The sequence below is a fragment of the Rheinheimera soli genome, assembly GCF_021290985.1.
Classification (GTDB): domain Bacteria; phylum Pseudomonadota; class Gammaproteobacteria; order Enterobacterales; family Alteromonadaceae; genus Pararheinheimera; species Pararheinheimera soli.
Genome location: NZ_JAJOYU010000004.1, coordinates 13,464 through 28,353 on the forward strand (window position 1 = coordinate 13,464; position 14,890 = coordinate 28,353).

Below are 14,890 nucleotides of genomic sequence, written 5' to 3' on the forward strand. Positions count from 1 at the left end.
GTGCTTAACAATGGGGGGGATTTTTCACCCCCCATTTAATTAGTCTTTGTATTCAAAAGCTTTTATAACACGAGCTACGCCGTCGACGTTACGTGCTAAGTTGACTGCTCTGTCCGCTTCTTGCTGACTGACTAAACCCATTAAAAACACTTCACCGTTTTCCGTCACGACTTTGATATTTAAACCACTGACATTTTTATCAGCCAAAAATTTGCTTTTAATACGGGTGGTGAGCCAGCTGTCTTTGCTGCCTGTACCAAAGCTGATTTCGCTGCCAACACGCAGTTGGTTATGCACGTCTTTCACACCTTCCACTCTGGATATCTCGGCTGCCACTTCACGCACACGTTCATTGGGCACCTGACCTGTTAACAGCACTATGCCGTTATAACTGGTCATATTGATATTGCCTTTGTCCTTGGTCTCCGCGTTTTCACTCAGTAAGCGGCTTACTTTGATTTGAATACTTTTATCGTCAATTTGGCTGCCCAGGGTGCGTGGATCGCCTGCTGATTTAACGGCTGTAGCTCCGCCTGCCAATACTGCAGCAGCACAACCTTGTAATAACCAGCTCGTTAGTAACACCAGCATTATTTTATTCAACATCAGAGATCTCCTTGTTGCGGAAACAGAGTTATGTCGATAAGTTCGCATAACGCATGCAGTAAAAAGGTATAACACTCAAACACCCGGGCCGGTCTGTGTGCCGGCACCTTCAATTCAGTATCCTGATTGCCCAGCAAACCAGACAATTCCCCACTGTTATCTACAGTTAAAGCCACCACTGTCATATCTTTGGTTAAGGCGGCTTCAACAGCTTTGATCAGATTATGTTCTTCACCTGTCATTGAAATAGCCACCAGCACATCGCCGGCCTGGCCTAAAGCCCTGACCTGCCTGGCCAAATGATCAGGGTTCTCCTGATTACCAGGTTGTAAGCTGGAATTATTAGTTAACAAGGCAAAAGCCGGTAAACAAGGCCGTTCTGCTTCAAACTGATCCAATAACAGCTGAGCAAAATGCGTGGCTAAAGCTGCAGACGCACCTTCACCACAACAAATCACTTTGCCGCCATTGATCAGGCAGTTCACCAGACTGACGGCGGCGTTTTCGATAGGGGCAGACAAAGCTTCGCCTGTCGCTATCATGGTTTGAATATTTTCAGTAAAAAGTTGCCTGATATGGTCTTGCATTAGTTAGCTGTTCCTGCAAAAGCGTTTTTAATCCAGCGAATATCTGCTGGCTGTTCGGTAATGGCCACTACATCAAAACGACAATGCTGCTGGCCATTACTTTGTAAATAACATAAAGCGGTGCGGCTCAATTTTTGCTGTTTGGCTGAAGTGACGGCTGCTGCTGCACCACCAAAGTGGGTGCTGCGCCTGAATTTCACTTCAACAAATACCAGCGTCTGTTGTTCTCGCATCACTAAATCAATTTCACCAAAGCGACAACTGTAGTTTTGCTGCACCAGCTGTAAGCCTTGTTGCTCTAAAAACACTAAGGCTTGTTGTTCATAAAACTGCCCTGTGCTTTTGCTCATTTAAGGCGTCCGTGGGGTCAGCAAACCATCCTTACTGTATTTACCCCAGGTTAACTGTCGCTGAACCTGTCCGCCTGTAGACAAGGCCAGATTCCCCGTTAAGCCCTGATAACGCAGAGCCGGAAATTGTTGCTGCTGCTTTAAACGGTACACTAAGTGGTAGGCGTCGTAACCCATAGCAAATAAACGTTGCAGGGTTTCATCCTGTTGTGGAAACAGCTGTTCAAATTGCTGACGAAACTCTTGTTGTTGGCCTGTACTGAGCATCCATGGCATTTCGGTAAAAGTTAAACCCTGTAAGTCGCGCCTATCGGTAAACTCTGCCGATTTCTGATGACTGCGTGAACTGGCGTAAACCGGCAAAGTCACCTTGGTTGGCGCTACAGACACGTCGATATAAGGTTTCAGCAAACGGGTTTGCGCCGGGTCGGCCAGCAAATAAATGGCATCTATATCCTGACGGCTATGAGGTTCAGCTTTGACACTTTCGCCAGCAAGTTTACTGATGTCACGAATACGTTGCTCGCTGGCTGCTGTTTCCAGTAACTGCTTTATGGTGCTTTCAATGCCAGCCTGATCGGCAAACCAATAGGTTTCAGGTTCTTTACCTGCTATTTGTTTCCAGTCACGGCTGAATTGTTCGGCCATACGCTGACTTAACGGGTTACGGGAAGCCATCAGAACAGGCTGTTTATAATTTTTCTGTTTAAACAGCATCGCCATTTGGTGCGCTTCATCTTCCACACTTAAGGAAAAATAAAACTTATCGGCAGATTGTTGCACCAAATCGGTTTTACCATTTAAAAACAGCGTAGGGATGGTCCAGTCCGCTTGCTGTGAAATGGCATCCACTTGCTCTCTGAGCAAAGGCCCTATGACAAAATCCACTTGTTCAGCCGCCAGTTGTTGCTGCAGTGCTGCAGTATCTGTCTGGCTGTCGATAAAAATTAAACGGGCTTGCTGGTTGGCAGATGCGGCCAGAATACCTTGTTGAATAGCTTCGGCGTGCTGGCGGAAGTTGCTGCTAAAAGGCAGCAGGACTGCAATAGTTTTAGGTGAAAAGGCATCTACTGCACTTAATTGCTGAATGTCATCTGGTAACTGCTGCAGAGACGGCAGGTTTGGGTATTGCTGCTGCCAGTCGCTAATCGCCTGAGTTAAAGCTGCTCTGTTGCCCAAATGCTGTTGATGCAATTGCAATAACTTAGCCCAGCCTTGTGTGGTGTTATCACCGCTTTGGCTCAGACTTTGTAATTGATCCGGTGTCAGCATACCCAGCTGTTGCCACAATGCACTTTGATACGAACTTTGTTCAGGTTGCAAAACCAGCAACTGCAGATAGGTTTTTACCGCATTCTCCGGCTCTCTTCTGCTGCTTTGATACTGCGCCAGACTTTGTAAATAAGCAGTTTTATCTGCAGCTCTGAATGAGTTTACCGCATACTGATTGCTGAATTTCTGAATATCTTCATGATTATCAGCTGCGATCAGGCCCTGAAAAAAAGGCAACAAATTGGCTTGTTGCACTTCAGCAGTGGCTTGTTGCGCCAGCACACGGCTTATCGCTAAGGCCTGTTCAATTTCACCTTGTTGCAAATGCGCTTTGGCCGCTTCAAGCAATTGCCATTGCTGCTCTGAACCTTGTTGCTGGCCGGCTTGTTCAATAAAGTCAGCACCGGACAAAGGCCGTTCGATTTTAACGATTTCCACGTCATCTTCTGCCTCAACCGCAGGCTGGACTACTGGAGAACGTTTTACCGGAGCAGTCTGCTCTGGTGTGGAAGAACAACTGGCTAACGCTATGGCGCTGCCCAAAAGAATAAGTGGCTTCAGTTTGCTGGATTTCACAATGCACAGGTACAATGAAGGAAACATGCAGGTATCTTACTCAGTGCCGTGCCTAAGCTCAATGAATTCCAGCCAAAGTAATTCAAGTACAACGGAATAAGCGCCATATGACTGCACAAAGCGGAAATTTATATATAGTAGCCACGCCCATAGGTAATTTAGACGACATCAGTCAACGCGCTATTAAAACCTTAAGCACTGTGGCCTGGGTGGCAGCGGAAGATACCAGACACAGTGGTAAGTTGCTCAGCCACTTAGGTATTTCAGCCAAAATGCTGGCGCTGCATGATCACAACGAAAAGCAACGTGCCGCCACTTTATTGCAAAAACTGCAGGCCGGTGAAGATGTTGCTTTGATTTCAGATGCAGGCACACCGCTGATCAGCGACCCAGGTTACAGCCTGGTGCGGTTATGCCGTGACGCCGGTGTTCGTGTTGTGCCTATCCCTGGTCCTTGTGCTTTGATCAGCGCCTTGTGCTGCGCTGGTTTACCTACAGATAAATTCCACTTTATTGGCTTTTTACCGGCGAAAAGTCAGCAACGCCAAAATGTGCTAAGCGCCATTCCACAAGGTGTTGGCACTTTAATTTGTTATGAAACGGCACGTCGTATCAAAGACTGTTTAGAAGATGTAGTGAAGGTGTTTGGTGCAGAACGTGAGCTGGTTCTGGCCAAAGAGCTGACTAAAACCTTTGAAAACTTTGTCTATGGCACAGCTGCAGAGATCACAGCCTGGTTAGATGAAGACCCGGCCCGTTGTCAGGGCGAAATGGTGTTAATGATAGCGCCAACTTTAGCTGCCGAAGAAGAAATTAACCCGGCAGCTCAGCAAACTCTGAAGCTGCTGATGAGTGAGTTACCACTGAAAAAAGCAGCGGCTTTAACAGCAGAGATCCACGGTGAAAAGAAAAATGCCTTGTATAAATTGGGGTTGAGTTGGGGCGCTGAAGACTAATTTTTTGGCTTTGGAATTAATGCCGGGCGATTAAACCTTATTCCCCTTTAGCCAAATTCATCGGAGTTGCAACGCGACGGTTTTGTAGGGGCGTGGGCTTGTCCCCGCCCGTGCCGGTGATTATATCTACACCCGTATAGTCATAACGCAGCCAACAACCTTGCAGCTTCGGGGAAGAAGGGTATAATGCGCGCCGTGAGTTGGCCCAGACAATCGCTGCCTGCGCAAGCAGGGGGAGGAAAGTCCGGGCTCCATAGGGCAGAGTGCCAGGTAACGCCTGGGCGGCGCGAGCCGACGACTAGTGCAACAGAGAGCAAACCGCCGATGGCCCTTGCGCAAGCAAGGGATCAGGTAAGGGTGAAAGGGTGCGGTAAGAGCGCACCGCGCGGCTGGTAACAGTTCGTGGCACGGTAAACTCCACTCGGAGCAAGACCAAATAGGCCCCCTTTGGCGCGGCCCGCGTTGGGGGCGGGTAGGTTGCTTGAGGCGTGCGGTGACGTACGTCCTAGAGGAATGATTGTCCACGACAGAACCCGGCTTAACGGGCCGACTCACACCTTCTTTTTAATCAGACTAGCAAGCCTTTCGCAAAGTTTGCTAGTCTGGACGCCTTACTTCTTTAGTTCTGATTGTTATGTCCCCTATAAATTCAGCTTCACCGAATGCCATCCCTTTCTGGCAAGCCTTTTGGTTTTGGCTCAAGTTGGGTTGTATCAGTTTTGGTGGGCCTGCCGGGCAGATTGCCCTGATGCATACTGAGCTGGTGGAAAAACGCCGTTGGATCAGTGAAGGCCGGTTTTTGCATGCGCTGAATTATTGCATGTTGTTGCCCGGGCCTGAGGCGCAGCAACTGGCAACTTATTTAGGCTGGCTGATGCACCGCACTTTAGGTGGTGTGGTGGCGGGGTTGTTGTTTATTCTGCCGTCTTTGCTGTTGTTGGTGCTGCTTTCCTGGGGTTATCTGGTGTACGGCGAGCACCCTTGGGTGGCTGCTTTGTTTTATGGGATTAAACCTGCCATAGCCGCCATAGTGCTGCATGCCGCCTGGCGTATCGGCGGGCGGGTGATGAAACACCCGTTGTTATGGGCTATAGCTGTTGCCGCTTTTGTCGCTATTTTTGCCTTTCAACTGCCATTCCCGCTTATTGTTTTGTCTGCTGCTTTGATTGGTTTTATCGGCAGCAAAGTTGCACCTGTAGTGTTTTCATCTGGCGGTCATACTGCTTCCCAAAAAAGTTATGGTCCGGCTTTGATTGACGATACAACGCCCACTCCTGACCATGCGTTGTTTCGTTGGAGCCGCTTTGTGGTTGTGGTGGCTTGCGGTTTAGTGCTTTGGATTGTGCCTATGCTGGCATTGACCTTCAGTTTGGGCTGGCAACATCAACTTACCCAAATGAGCTGGTTTTTTACCAAAGCAGCCTTACTGACTTTTGGTGGTGCTTATGCTGTTTTGCCTTATGTCTATCAGGGCGCTGTGGATAAATTTGGCTGGCTAACACCTGGGCAAATGATGGACGGTTTGGCTTTAGGGGAAACTACGCCTGGTCCGCTAATTATGGTGGTGGTTTTTGTCGCTTTTGTTGGTGCTTATGTACAGGCCAGTTTTGGGCCTGATTTAATGCTTGCAGCAGGGGTGATAGCTGCGCTTTTGGTCAGTTGGTTTACTTTTTTACCTTCCTTTATTTTTATTCTTGCAGGCGGCCCGCTGGTGGAATCTACCCAAGGCAAGTTGCAGCTGACTGCGCCATTAACGGCAATAAGTGCTTCAGTGGTCGGTGTTATCGTCAATTTAGCGCTGTTTTTTGCCTACCATGTGTTATGGCCTACAGGTTTTGCTGGTGCTATCGACTGGCAAGCCGTGTTTATTACCATACTGGCTGCGCTGGCTTTGTTTGTGGCGAAGCAGGGATTGATGCGGGTTATCGCCGGAGCTGCCATTTTGGGCTTCATCTTGTCTTTTTGGAGTAGTTATTAATGTGGATTGATCTGCAGCAGCTGGACCCTTCAGCTGCCTATAAGCTGTTAACCAGCACTATTACCCCTCGTCCTATTGCCTGGGTATCGAGCTTGTCCGCAGAGGGAGTGCTGAATTTAGCGCCTTTTAGTTTTTTTCAGATGGTGACGGATCAGCCGCCGACCTTGATGATTTCCACTCAACATAAAGCAGATGGCAGTCGAAAAGATACCAGCCTGAATATTGAAGCTACCCGGGATTTTGTGGTGAATCTGGTACCTCATGCGCTGGCGAATGAAATGAATATCAGCGCAGCCGCAGTGCCTGCTAATGAAAGTGAATTTGACTTAGCAAGGCTGGAGCAGGCCGCGTCCAGCCAAATTAAAGTGCCCCGGGTGGCGTTGGCTCCTGTAGCTTTGGAATGCCGGCTGGCAAAGTTGCAACCTTATCCGCCGGAAAACCCAAGCTGCGAAGTGATTTTTGCAGAAGTGCTGGCTATCTATATCAATCCCTCTGTGTTGGATGTCAATGGCATGCCTGATCCTTACAAAATGGATTTAATCAGTCGTATTGGTGGTTCAGGTTACAGCAGGGTTGCTGCTGATATATTTCAGTTAGCCCGACCTGCTTCGGCAGTCCGTCGCTAAACTCCCTGTTTCGCCCTGAATGCGCTCTCGTGCTCAGGGCTTTTTTAATGCCTGTTGTGAGCGCTTGCTTACCTTGTGTCGCTTTATTTTATTGATATTGCCTTGTGTTTAGTAGCCTGTTTCTCTGCTTTTCTCACCTCCTTCTGAAAGCGATAAGCTTTTGCAGTTATTATCGTTTATAACTACCTTTGCTGACGTCTCTGCGCGAGATATCAATTTATATTATTAAAAATCATAGAGTTATTAAGATCCTTTGGCCGAAAAAATCGCTGTCACAGCTTTGGTAACAGCAGCTTGGTCGCGTGCGGCTGGCTGTTAGTCTGAATCATTGGGTTATGCGTAACTAAATAAAAAATTTCAAACTATTTTATGGTTTTTTTCTTCCACTTTTTCCCACAGAAATCAGGATCTTCGCGCTAAGCCTTGTTTTTACTGGATCTGTCATGATCAAACAAAGGGGTTTTCACCTTGACAAGCTTTCTTCTGCGGCCCTAAACTGTACATCAGTGGGAAATTGTGGGTATTTGTGGATCAAATATCAGGATCAAACAACAATGAAGTGGGATTAATATGTTCCGTGGGTCGTTTTCTTTAACATTGGATGATAAGGGTCGGTTAGCGCTGCCAACGCGTTACCGCGATACCTTATTTGCTGATGCAGAAGGCGCCATGGTTTGTACTATTCACACCAAAGATCCTTGTTTACTGCTGTATCCACTGCCTGAATGGGAAGAGGTTGCAGAACAATTGCAGCGTTTATCCAATCAGAACCCACAAGAGCTGCGCTTTAAACGTTTATTGATAGGCCACGCGTCAGATTGTGACATGGATAAAAGCGGCCGCATTCTATTACCTGCGCCACTAAGAAGCCATGCCAGCCTGACAAAAAACATCCGCTTAGTCGGACAACTTAACAAATTCGAGATCTGGGACGAAGATACGTGGAATAAACGTGTTGCCGAAGATATGGCAATTGAACGTGATATGTCCGTCGACGCCGAGATCTCAGAGCGGCTGCAGGATTTTGTACTCTAATGGATCAAAGCGCCCATATCTCTGTCTTATTGGCTGAAACCATAGACGGATTAGCCATCAAACCCGACGGGATTTATCTCGACGGTACTTTTGGCCGCGGTGGTCACAGCAGAGTGATCTTATCTAAACTAGGCGAACAAGGCCGTTTATACGGTATTGATCGCGACCCTGCTGCTATTGCCGCAGCCCAGCCTTTATTAGCTGACCCACGTTTTTCTATTACCCATAGTCCTTTTGCTGCTTTAGCCCAAATCGCTGAAGACCACGGCATTACCGGCAAGGTTGACGGTATATTGCTGGATTTAGGTGTGTCTTCACCGCAACTGGATGATGCTGAACGTGGTTTCAGCTTTATGCGTGATGGCCCGCTGGATATGCGGATGGATCCAACTTCTGGTATTTCAGCTGCCGACTGGCTGGCGAAAGCAGATGTCGAAGACATTACTTTTGTATTACGTGAATACGGTGAAGAAAAATCAGCCTGGCGTATTGCCAATGCGATAGTAGATAGCCGTAGTGAGCAACCACTGACCCGCACAGCTCAGCTGGCCAGCTTAATCAGCACAGTAGTACCAAAAAGCCACAAAGAGAAAAAACACCCTGCGACTCGTAGCTTTCAGGGCATACGTATTTACATCAATAGTGAACTGGATCAGATCAAAACTGCGCTGGACGCTGCTGTTCATGTATTAAAACCTGGTGGCCGTTTAACTGTGATTAGCTTCCACTCGCTGGAAGATCGGATGGTAAAGCAGTTTATGCGTTTAAAAAGCAAAGGCGCTGCCATTCCTAAAGGTTTACCCCTGACGCAAGATCAACTGAATTTGTACACGCCATTAAAACTGATTGGCAAAGCTATTATGCCGTCTGATGCAGAACTGGAAAACAACGTCAGAGCCCGTAGCGCTGTATTACGTATAGCGGAGAAAACCGCATGAGCGCTATTAAACTGAACCGTCTAATCATCAGCGATATCTGGCAGCACAAGTTTCTGCTGGTGCTGATGCTGTGCTGTTTAGGTTCAGCTTTGGCCGTGGTGGAATTCACTCATATGAACCGCCAGTTGACTATGTACGAAGATAAAATACTGCAACATCGCGACACCCTGGAAATGGAGTGGCGCAATTTGTTGCTGGAGCAAAGGGCTTTGTCCGAGCACAGCAGGGTTGAAGAGCTGGCAGCGACCAAACTCAATATGGTCAGGCCCAGCGGCCCGCAAGATGTGGTGGTGCAGGAACCATGATAAAGAAACCAGCAGCACCTAAAAAGCAGGCGAAAAAGAATCAACAGCCGACTGTCATCAGTTGGCGTTTTGCTTTTGTAATTGTGTCCTTATTGGCGGTATTCAGCGCACTGATTATCCGTGCAGCTTATTTGCAGGTGTTAGAACCTGAAATGCTGCTGGAACAAGGCGATATGCGAACGCTGCGGGTGAAATCTGACGCTGCGATGCGTGGCATGATTTTAGACCGTAATGGCGAAGAGCTGGCGGTCAGCGTACCTGTTCAATCGATTTGGGCGGATCCACAGCTGGTGCTGCGCAGCAGACATAAAATTGATGAACGTCGCTGGCATGCGCTGGCGGATATGCTGCAAATCAGCCCGCAGCAATTATCGGACAAAATTGGTGCCGACGACTCCAAACGTTTTGTTTATCTGCAACGTCAGGCCAGTCCTGCCACAGTGGATTACATTAGACAGTTAAAAATTCCTGGTATTGCTTTTCAGCAAGAATCCCGCCGCTATTATCCGGCCGGTGAAGTTACTGCGCATCTGTTAGGTTTTACCAATGTGGACGATCAGGGCATGGAAGGGATAGAACGTCAGTTTAACGACGTTTTAACCGGCAAACCTGCGTTAAAAACCATTCGCAAAGATGCCAAAGGCCGTGAAGTTGAAGTCTTGTCACAAACTGATGGTCAGGCGTCCAATAATATCCAGCTGAGTATCGACCAGCGTATTCAGGCAGTCGCTTACCGTGAACTGAAAAAAGCTGTGATGCAGTTTGGTGCGACTTCAGGCTCTGTAGTGGTGGTTGACGTACACAACGGTGAAGTACTGGCACTGGCCAACGCACCTTCGTACAACCCAAACAACAGAAAGAATGCCGACAGCAACAGATACCGTAACCGTGCTATCACAGATACCTTTGAACCCGGTTCTACCATTAAACCATTGCCTGTTTTGGCCGCCTTGGAAAATGGCACTGCCACTATGGATACGGTGATTTCTACGGGTTATGGTCCTGTACGTATTGGTGGTCGTTTAGTGCGTGATGTCAATGGTTATGGAGATCTGGACCTGACCGGCATTATGCGCAAGTCCAGTAATATAGGGGTTACGCGCTTAGCTTTAGGCATGCCAACGGATAAATTCCTTGATATGTATTACAAGATGGGCGTGGGCTCAGAAACAGGTTTAGGTCTGACTGGCGAAACGTCTGGAGTATTGCGTGAACAAAGGCGTTGGGGCGAACACGCTTTAGCTACAGTTTCCTTTGGTTATAGCTTTACGGTGAATGCGGTGCAATTGGCCCGCATTTACGCCACTATAGCTAACGGTGGTGTGTCTTACCCTTTGTCTATTTTCAAAAGCACCAAAAAACCTCAAGGTGAACGTGTGATCAGCGAACAACATGCCGACAATATGGTGGCGATGTTAGAAGCTGTGGTGGGACCTGGTGGTAGTGCAAAAAAAGCGGCTGTGCCTGGTTATAGAGTAGGTGGAAAAACAGGGACTGCGAAAAAAGCCGGTATCCGTGGTTACAGCGATGACTATATCGGATCTTTTGCTGGCGTAGCTCCTATTTCTGACCCTCGTATTGCAGTTGTGGTCATTATCAACGAACCAAGCGGCGATTATTATTACGGCGGCGAAGTTGCTGCTCCTGTGTTCTCTGCTGTGTCGGGTGCTGCCATGCAGTTACTCAATATTGCACCTGATGCCAACGACAGCCGTATCAGCAAGATCAGTGAGGTGCCCAATGCCGGCTAACTCACTTCAGCTATGGCTGACACCTTTTGCAATTCAGTTGCCCACTGCTGTGGCGGCTTTGCCGTTACAGAATTTACGTATCAGCAGCGCGGAAGTACAAAGTGGTGATGTTTTTTTAGCTTTGCCTGGTACCAAAACGCATGGCAATCAGTTTATTGAAAAGGCTTTAGCTGCTGGTGCTGTGTTGGTATTAACCGATACTCAGAGCGCGCTTAATGATCAGCGCATTGTGGTTGTAACTGATTTGGTTCAATTGTTGCCAGCCTTGGCTGCCGCTTTTTATCCACATCAGGCGCAGCAACTTGTGGGTATTACTGGCACTAACGGCAAATCCAGCACTGCAATTTTTGTCAATCAACTGGCTGTGCTGTTAGAGCAACAAGCCGCTGTGATTGGCACTTTGGGGTATGGCGATTATCGCAGTTTGACTGCACTGAATAACACTACGCCTCATCTGGTGGATATTCACCGTATTCTTGCTTCCGAAGCAGCCAAAGGCAAAGCGCTGGTGGCGATGGAAGTATCGTCTCATGCGTTAGTGCAACAACGTGTGGCTGGTTTGCAGTTTGAAGTGGCTCTGTTTACCAATTTAACCCGCGATCATCTGGATTATCACGGCACTATGCAAGCGTACGGCGAAGCCAAGGCTTTGTTATTTAAGCCAGATTTAGCCAAAAAAGCTGTGATTCATGTTTCCGATGAGTTTGGCCGCCAGTTAGCGGCTGACTGCACTCTTCCTGTGCTGGCTTATGGGCAGTTGAAAGATTGCCAGGGCTATAGCGAGTATTTGGCTTACGACCAACTGGAAATCACCCCGCTGGGTTATCAGTTCCGCTTAACCAGTCATCTGGGTCAGCAACAATTACAGCTGAAAGTGCTGGGTGAATTTAATATTCAAAACGTTTTGGCCGCTTTCGGCGCTATGTTGCAGCTGGGTCATAGCTTTGACACTTTAGTTGTGGCTGTGCAGCAACTATGTAGTGTGCCGGGTCGTATCGAACAGTTTTATCAGCCAAGCCGTAAGGTAATGGCTGTGGTGGATTATGCCCATACGCCTGATGCGCTGGAGCAAACTTTAATCGCGGTTCGTAACCATTGTCAGGGCCAGCTTTGGGTGGTCTTTGGTTGTGGTGGCGATAGAGATAAAGGTAAACGGCCTTTAATGGGTGCTATTGCAGAACGTTTAGCGGACCAACTGATTATTACTGCGGACAATCCACGCACTGAAGATGTCATGGCGATTTGCCTGGATATAGCGGCAGGCTGTACTGCAGGCCAGTATCAGTTGATCACCGATCGTAAAACGGCCATACGCAGCGCATTAGAACAAGCCAAAGCTGGTGATCTGGTACTGATCGCCGGTAAAGGCCATGAAGATTATCAAATCATTGGCCATGAAGTTTTGCCTTATGACGAACGCGCTTTTGTTCGACAACTGGTGACGGAGACTGCTTTATGATCCCTTTACAAACAAAAGAAATAGCACAACTAGTGCAGGGACAACTGGTTGGTGCTGATATTCAGATCAACAGCGTCAGCACAGACAGCCGCAATATTACTCAAGGCGATTTGTTTATTGCTTTAAAAGGTCCGAATTTTGATGGTCATCAGTTTGCCGCTGATGTGATCAGTAAAGGTGCAGTCGCTTTAATTGTTGATCAGCAGCTGGATGTCGCAGTGCCGCAGATTATTGTCGCCGACACCCGTTTAGCGTTAGGCGCTTTGGGTGCTGCAGTGAAGCAAAAGGTCAATCCTAAATCTGTGGCTGTGACTGGCAGTGTGGGTAAAACCACGGTCAAAGAGATGATGGCAGCCATTTTGGATCGTATTGGTAATGTGCTGGCGACTGCCGGCAACTTTAACAACGATATTGGTGCGCCTTTAACCTTATTACGTTTAACAGAGCAGCATCAGTACGCTGTGATGGAGCTGGGTGCCAATCATTTAGGTGAAATCGCTTACACCTCTTCGTTGGTGAAACCTGAAGTGTCCATTATCACCAATGTGGCTGCTGCCCATTTGGAAGGTTTTGGCGATTTGTTTGGTGTGGCTCGTGCCAAAGGCGAAATTTATGGCTCTTTAGGCCCTGCTGGTGTTGCCATAGTGCCGCTGGACAGCGAATTTTCTGATTACTGGTTAAAGCGGTTACAGAATAAAACTGTGTTGACCTTTAGCAGCACTCAGGCAGCCGATTTTACCGCTGAACATGTAGTGCTGAATGAACAAGGTTGTGCCAGCTTTGATTTGGTTTGCCCGCAAGGCCGCATTTTTATTCAATTGGTGTTACCTGGCAAACATAACGTGGCTAATGCGCTGGCTGCAGCAGCTGCTACTTTGGCCTTAGGTGCCAGCCTGACCGATGTGCAGTTAGGTTTGGCGGCGATGACGCCGGTCAAAGGCCGGATTAATGTCACACAAGCCAGCGACAAATTACGTCTGATTGACGATACCTATAATGCGAATTCTGAATCCACTAAGGCCGCCATCGACTTGTTGGCTACTTATCCTGGTTTCAGAGTATTAGTCTTTGGCGATATGGGTGAACTGGGCGCTGATGCCCGTTTGTACCATGAAGAAGTCGGTTTATACGCCAAACAAAAGGGAATTAATCTGTTATTCACCTTGGGTGTGTTATCACAGAGCGCCAGTGATTTATTTAACGGCCAAGGGGCCCATTTTAGTTCCCGTCAGCAACTGATCCAAAAGTTAGGCCCGATCCTTGATGAACAGTCGAGTAGCACCGTACTGGTCAAAGGTTCGCGCAGCGCCAAAATGGAATTGGTCGTGCAGGACTTGCTAGAAAGATGTCAGCAGGAGATCAGCTCATGTTAGTGTGGTTAGCCGAGTATTTAACTCAATATATCAATGCCTTTAACGTATTCAGTTACCTGACTTTCAGGTCTATTCTGGGTATTTTAACCGCCTTAATGCTGAGCCTGTATTTTGGCCCCAAGCTAATAGCTAAGCTACAACAACTGCAAATCGGTCAAACCGTACGGGATGATGGCCCACAAAGCCATTTCTCGAAAAAAGGCACTCCGACTATGGGCGGTTTGCTGATTTTAGCTTCAGTGTTGGCCAGCATTCTGCTGTGGGCAGACCTTGGCAATAAATACGTCTGGGTGGTGATTTTTACGCTGGTAAGCTTTGGCTGGATTGGCTTTATTGATGACTATCGCAAAGTGGTGCGTAAAGATCCAAAAGGCCTGATCGCCAAATGGAAATACTTCTGGCAGTCCCTGTTTGCCATCGCTATCGCCTTTTTCCTCTATGCCACGGCAGAACGCCCGGCTGAAACCAGTTTAGTAGTGCCATTTATTAAAGATGTGCTGCCACAGCTGGGTTTTATCTACATTGCTTTGTGTTATTTCGTTATTGTGGGTACCAGCAATGCGGTGAATTTAACCGATGGTTTAGACGGTTTAGCCATAGTGCCAACCATTATGGTGGCCTTTGCGTTTGCCATTATCGCCTACGCCAGCGGTAACGTGAATTTCGCCAACTACCTGAATATTCCTTATCTGCCTCATGCCAGTGAACTGGTGGTGGTCTGTGCTGCCTTGGTCGGCGCAGGCCTGGGTTTCCTTTGGTTTAATACCTATCCTGCTCAGGTTTTTATGGGCGATGTGGGGTCTTTAGCTTTAGGTGCAGTGCTGGGCGTGATTGCCATTTTAGTCCGTCAGGAAATAGTGCTGTTTATTATGGGCGGTGTTTTTGTGATGGAAACCGTGTCGGTAATTTTGCAGGTCGGTTCTTACAAATTACGCGGCCAGCGGATTTTCCGCATGGCGCCTATTCACCATCATTACGAATTAAAAGGCTGGCCTGAGCCTCGCGTTATTGTGCGGTTCTGGATTTTGTCAGTCATTTTTGTGCTGATTGGTTTAGCTACTTTAAAACTGAGATAAAA

The 14,890-nt window shown here is 47.8% G+C and carries 14 protein-coding genes and 1 other RNA gene; 11 read left to right on the top strand and 4 right to left on the bottom strand.

The genetic code is table 11. From position 1 onward, the window contains the following. Window positions 1-39: 39 nt before the first annotated feature. Genes dolP through LSG37_RS04400 form a run of 4 tightly spaced genes read right to left on the bottom strand, consistent with a single transcriptional unit; the run spans window position 40 to window position 3,418 of the window. On the bottom strand, window positions 40-606 hold the full coding sequence (gene dolP, locus LSG37_RS04385) for a division/outer membrane stress-associated lipid-binding lipoprotein (RefSeq protein WP_233078719.1): 567 nt from the start codon (window positions 604-606) through the stop codon (window positions 40-42). Then, window positions 606-1,193 (bottom strand): D-sedoheptulose-7-phosphate isomerase, encoded by a 588-nt coding sequence (locus LSG37_RS04390; RefSeq protein ID WP_233078720.1) that lies wholly within the window; start codon window positions 1,191-1,193, stop codon window positions 606-608. Before LSG37_RS04390 ends, dolP begins: the two co-directional genes overlap by 1 nt. Next, entirely contained in the window at window positions 1,193-1,543 is a 351-nt protein-coding gene (locus tag LSG37_RS04395; RefSeq protein ID WP_233078721.1) for a YraN family protein, read from the bottom strand. Before LSG37_RS04395 ends, LSG37_RS04390 begins: the two co-directional genes overlap by 1 nt. Continuing rightward, window positions 1,544-3,418 (bottom strand): penicillin-binding protein activator, encoded by a 1,875-nt coding sequence (locus LSG37_RS04400; protein WP_233078722.1) that lies wholly within the window; start codon window positions 3,416-3,418, stop codon window positions 1,544-1,546. An 80-nt stretch (window positions 3,419-3,498) separates the two neighbouring features. Here LSG37_RS04400 and rsmI point away from each other — a divergent pair, with 80 nt between their 5' ends. From rsmI to mraY, 11 genes are all read left to right on the top strand, one after another. After that, window positions 3,499-4,347: a 16S rRNA (cytidine(1402)-2'-O)-methyltransferase gene (gene rsmI / locus LSG37_RS04405; RefSeq protein WP_233078723.1), complete on the top strand. Its 849-nt coding sequence runs from the start codon at window positions 3,499-3,501 to the stop codon at window positions 4,345-4,347. 197 nt (window positions 4,348-4,544) lie between these two features. Next, window positions 4,545-4,904, top strand: an RNA gene (gene rnpB, locus LSG37_RS04410) — RNase P RNA component class A. A 77-nt stretch (window positions 4,905-4,981) separates the two neighbouring features. Further along, window positions 4,982-6,325: a chromate efflux transporter gene (gene chrA / locus LSG37_RS04415; RefSeq protein WP_233078724.1), complete on the top strand. Its 1,344-nt coding sequence runs from the start codon at window positions 4,982-4,984 to the stop codon at window positions 6,323-6,325. Next, window positions 6,325-6,951, top strand: coding sequence for a flavin reductase family protein (locus LSG37_RS04420; RefSeq protein ID WP_233078725.1), 627 nt, complete (start codon window positions 6,325-6,327; stop codon window positions 6,949-6,951). Before chrA ends, LSG37_RS04420 begins: the two co-directional genes overlap by 1 nt. 570 nt (window positions 6,952-7,521) lie before the next feature. Further along, on the top strand, window positions 7,522-7,986 hold the full coding sequence (mraZ, locus tag LSG37_RS04425; protein WP_233078726.1) for a division/cell wall cluster transcriptional repressor MraZ: 465 nt from the start codon (window positions 7,522-7,524) through the stop codon (window positions 7,984-7,986). After that, a complete protein-coding gene (gene rsmH / locus LSG37_RS04430; protein ID WP_233078727.1) occupies window positions 7,986-8,924 on the top strand; it encodes a 16S rRNA (cytosine(1402)-N(4))-methyltransferase RsmH in 939 nt (312 codons plus the stop codon). The genes mraZ and rsmH overlap by 1 nt, the downstream gene beginning before the upstream one ends. After that, the gene (ftsL, locus tag LSG37_RS04435; RefSeq protein WP_233078728.1) at window positions 8,921-9,229 is read left to right on the top strand and encodes a cell division protein FtsL; all 309 of its coding nucleotides are present in this window, start codon (window positions 8,921-8,923) and stop codon (window positions 9,227-9,229) included. Before rsmH ends, ftsL begins: the two co-directional genes overlap by 4 nt. Then, window positions 9,226-10,980 carry a penicillin-binding transpeptidase domain-containing protein gene (locus LSG37_RS04440; protein ID WP_233078729.1) on the top strand — a complete coding sequence of 585 codons (1,755 nt, stop codon included), beginning with the start codon at window positions 9,226-9,228 and terminating at the stop codon, window positions 10,978-10,980. Before ftsL ends, LSG37_RS04440 begins: the two co-directional genes overlap by 4 nt. Next, window positions 10,970-12,439, top strand: a complete 1,470-nt coding sequence (locus tag LSG37_RS04445) for a UDP-N-acetylmuramoyl-L-alanyl-D-glutamate--2,6-diaminopimelate ligase (RefSeq protein WP_233078730.1) — start codon at window positions 10,970-10,972, stop codon at window positions 12,437-12,439. The genes LSG37_RS04440 and LSG37_RS04445 overlap by 11 nt, the downstream gene beginning before the upstream one ends. Beyond that, the gene (locus LSG37_RS04450) at window positions 12,436-13,812 is read left to right on the top strand and encodes a UDP-N-acetylmuramoyl-tripeptide--D-alanyl-D-alanine ligase (protein ID WP_233078731.1); all 1,377 of its coding nucleotides are present in this window, start codon (window positions 12,436-12,438) and stop codon (window positions 13,810-13,812) included. The genes LSG37_RS04445 and LSG37_RS04450 overlap by 4 nt, the downstream gene beginning before the upstream one ends. Next, window positions 13,806-14,888 carry a phospho-N-acetylmuramoyl-pentapeptide-transferase gene (gene mraY, locus LSG37_RS04455; protein ID WP_233078732.1) on the top strand — a complete coding sequence of 361 codons (1,083 nt, stop codon included), beginning with the start codon at window positions 13,806-13,808 and terminating at the stop codon, window positions 14,886-14,888. Before LSG37_RS04450 ends, mraY begins: the two co-directional genes overlap by 7 nt. The last annotated feature ends 2 nt before the right edge of the window (window positions 14,889-14,890 follow it).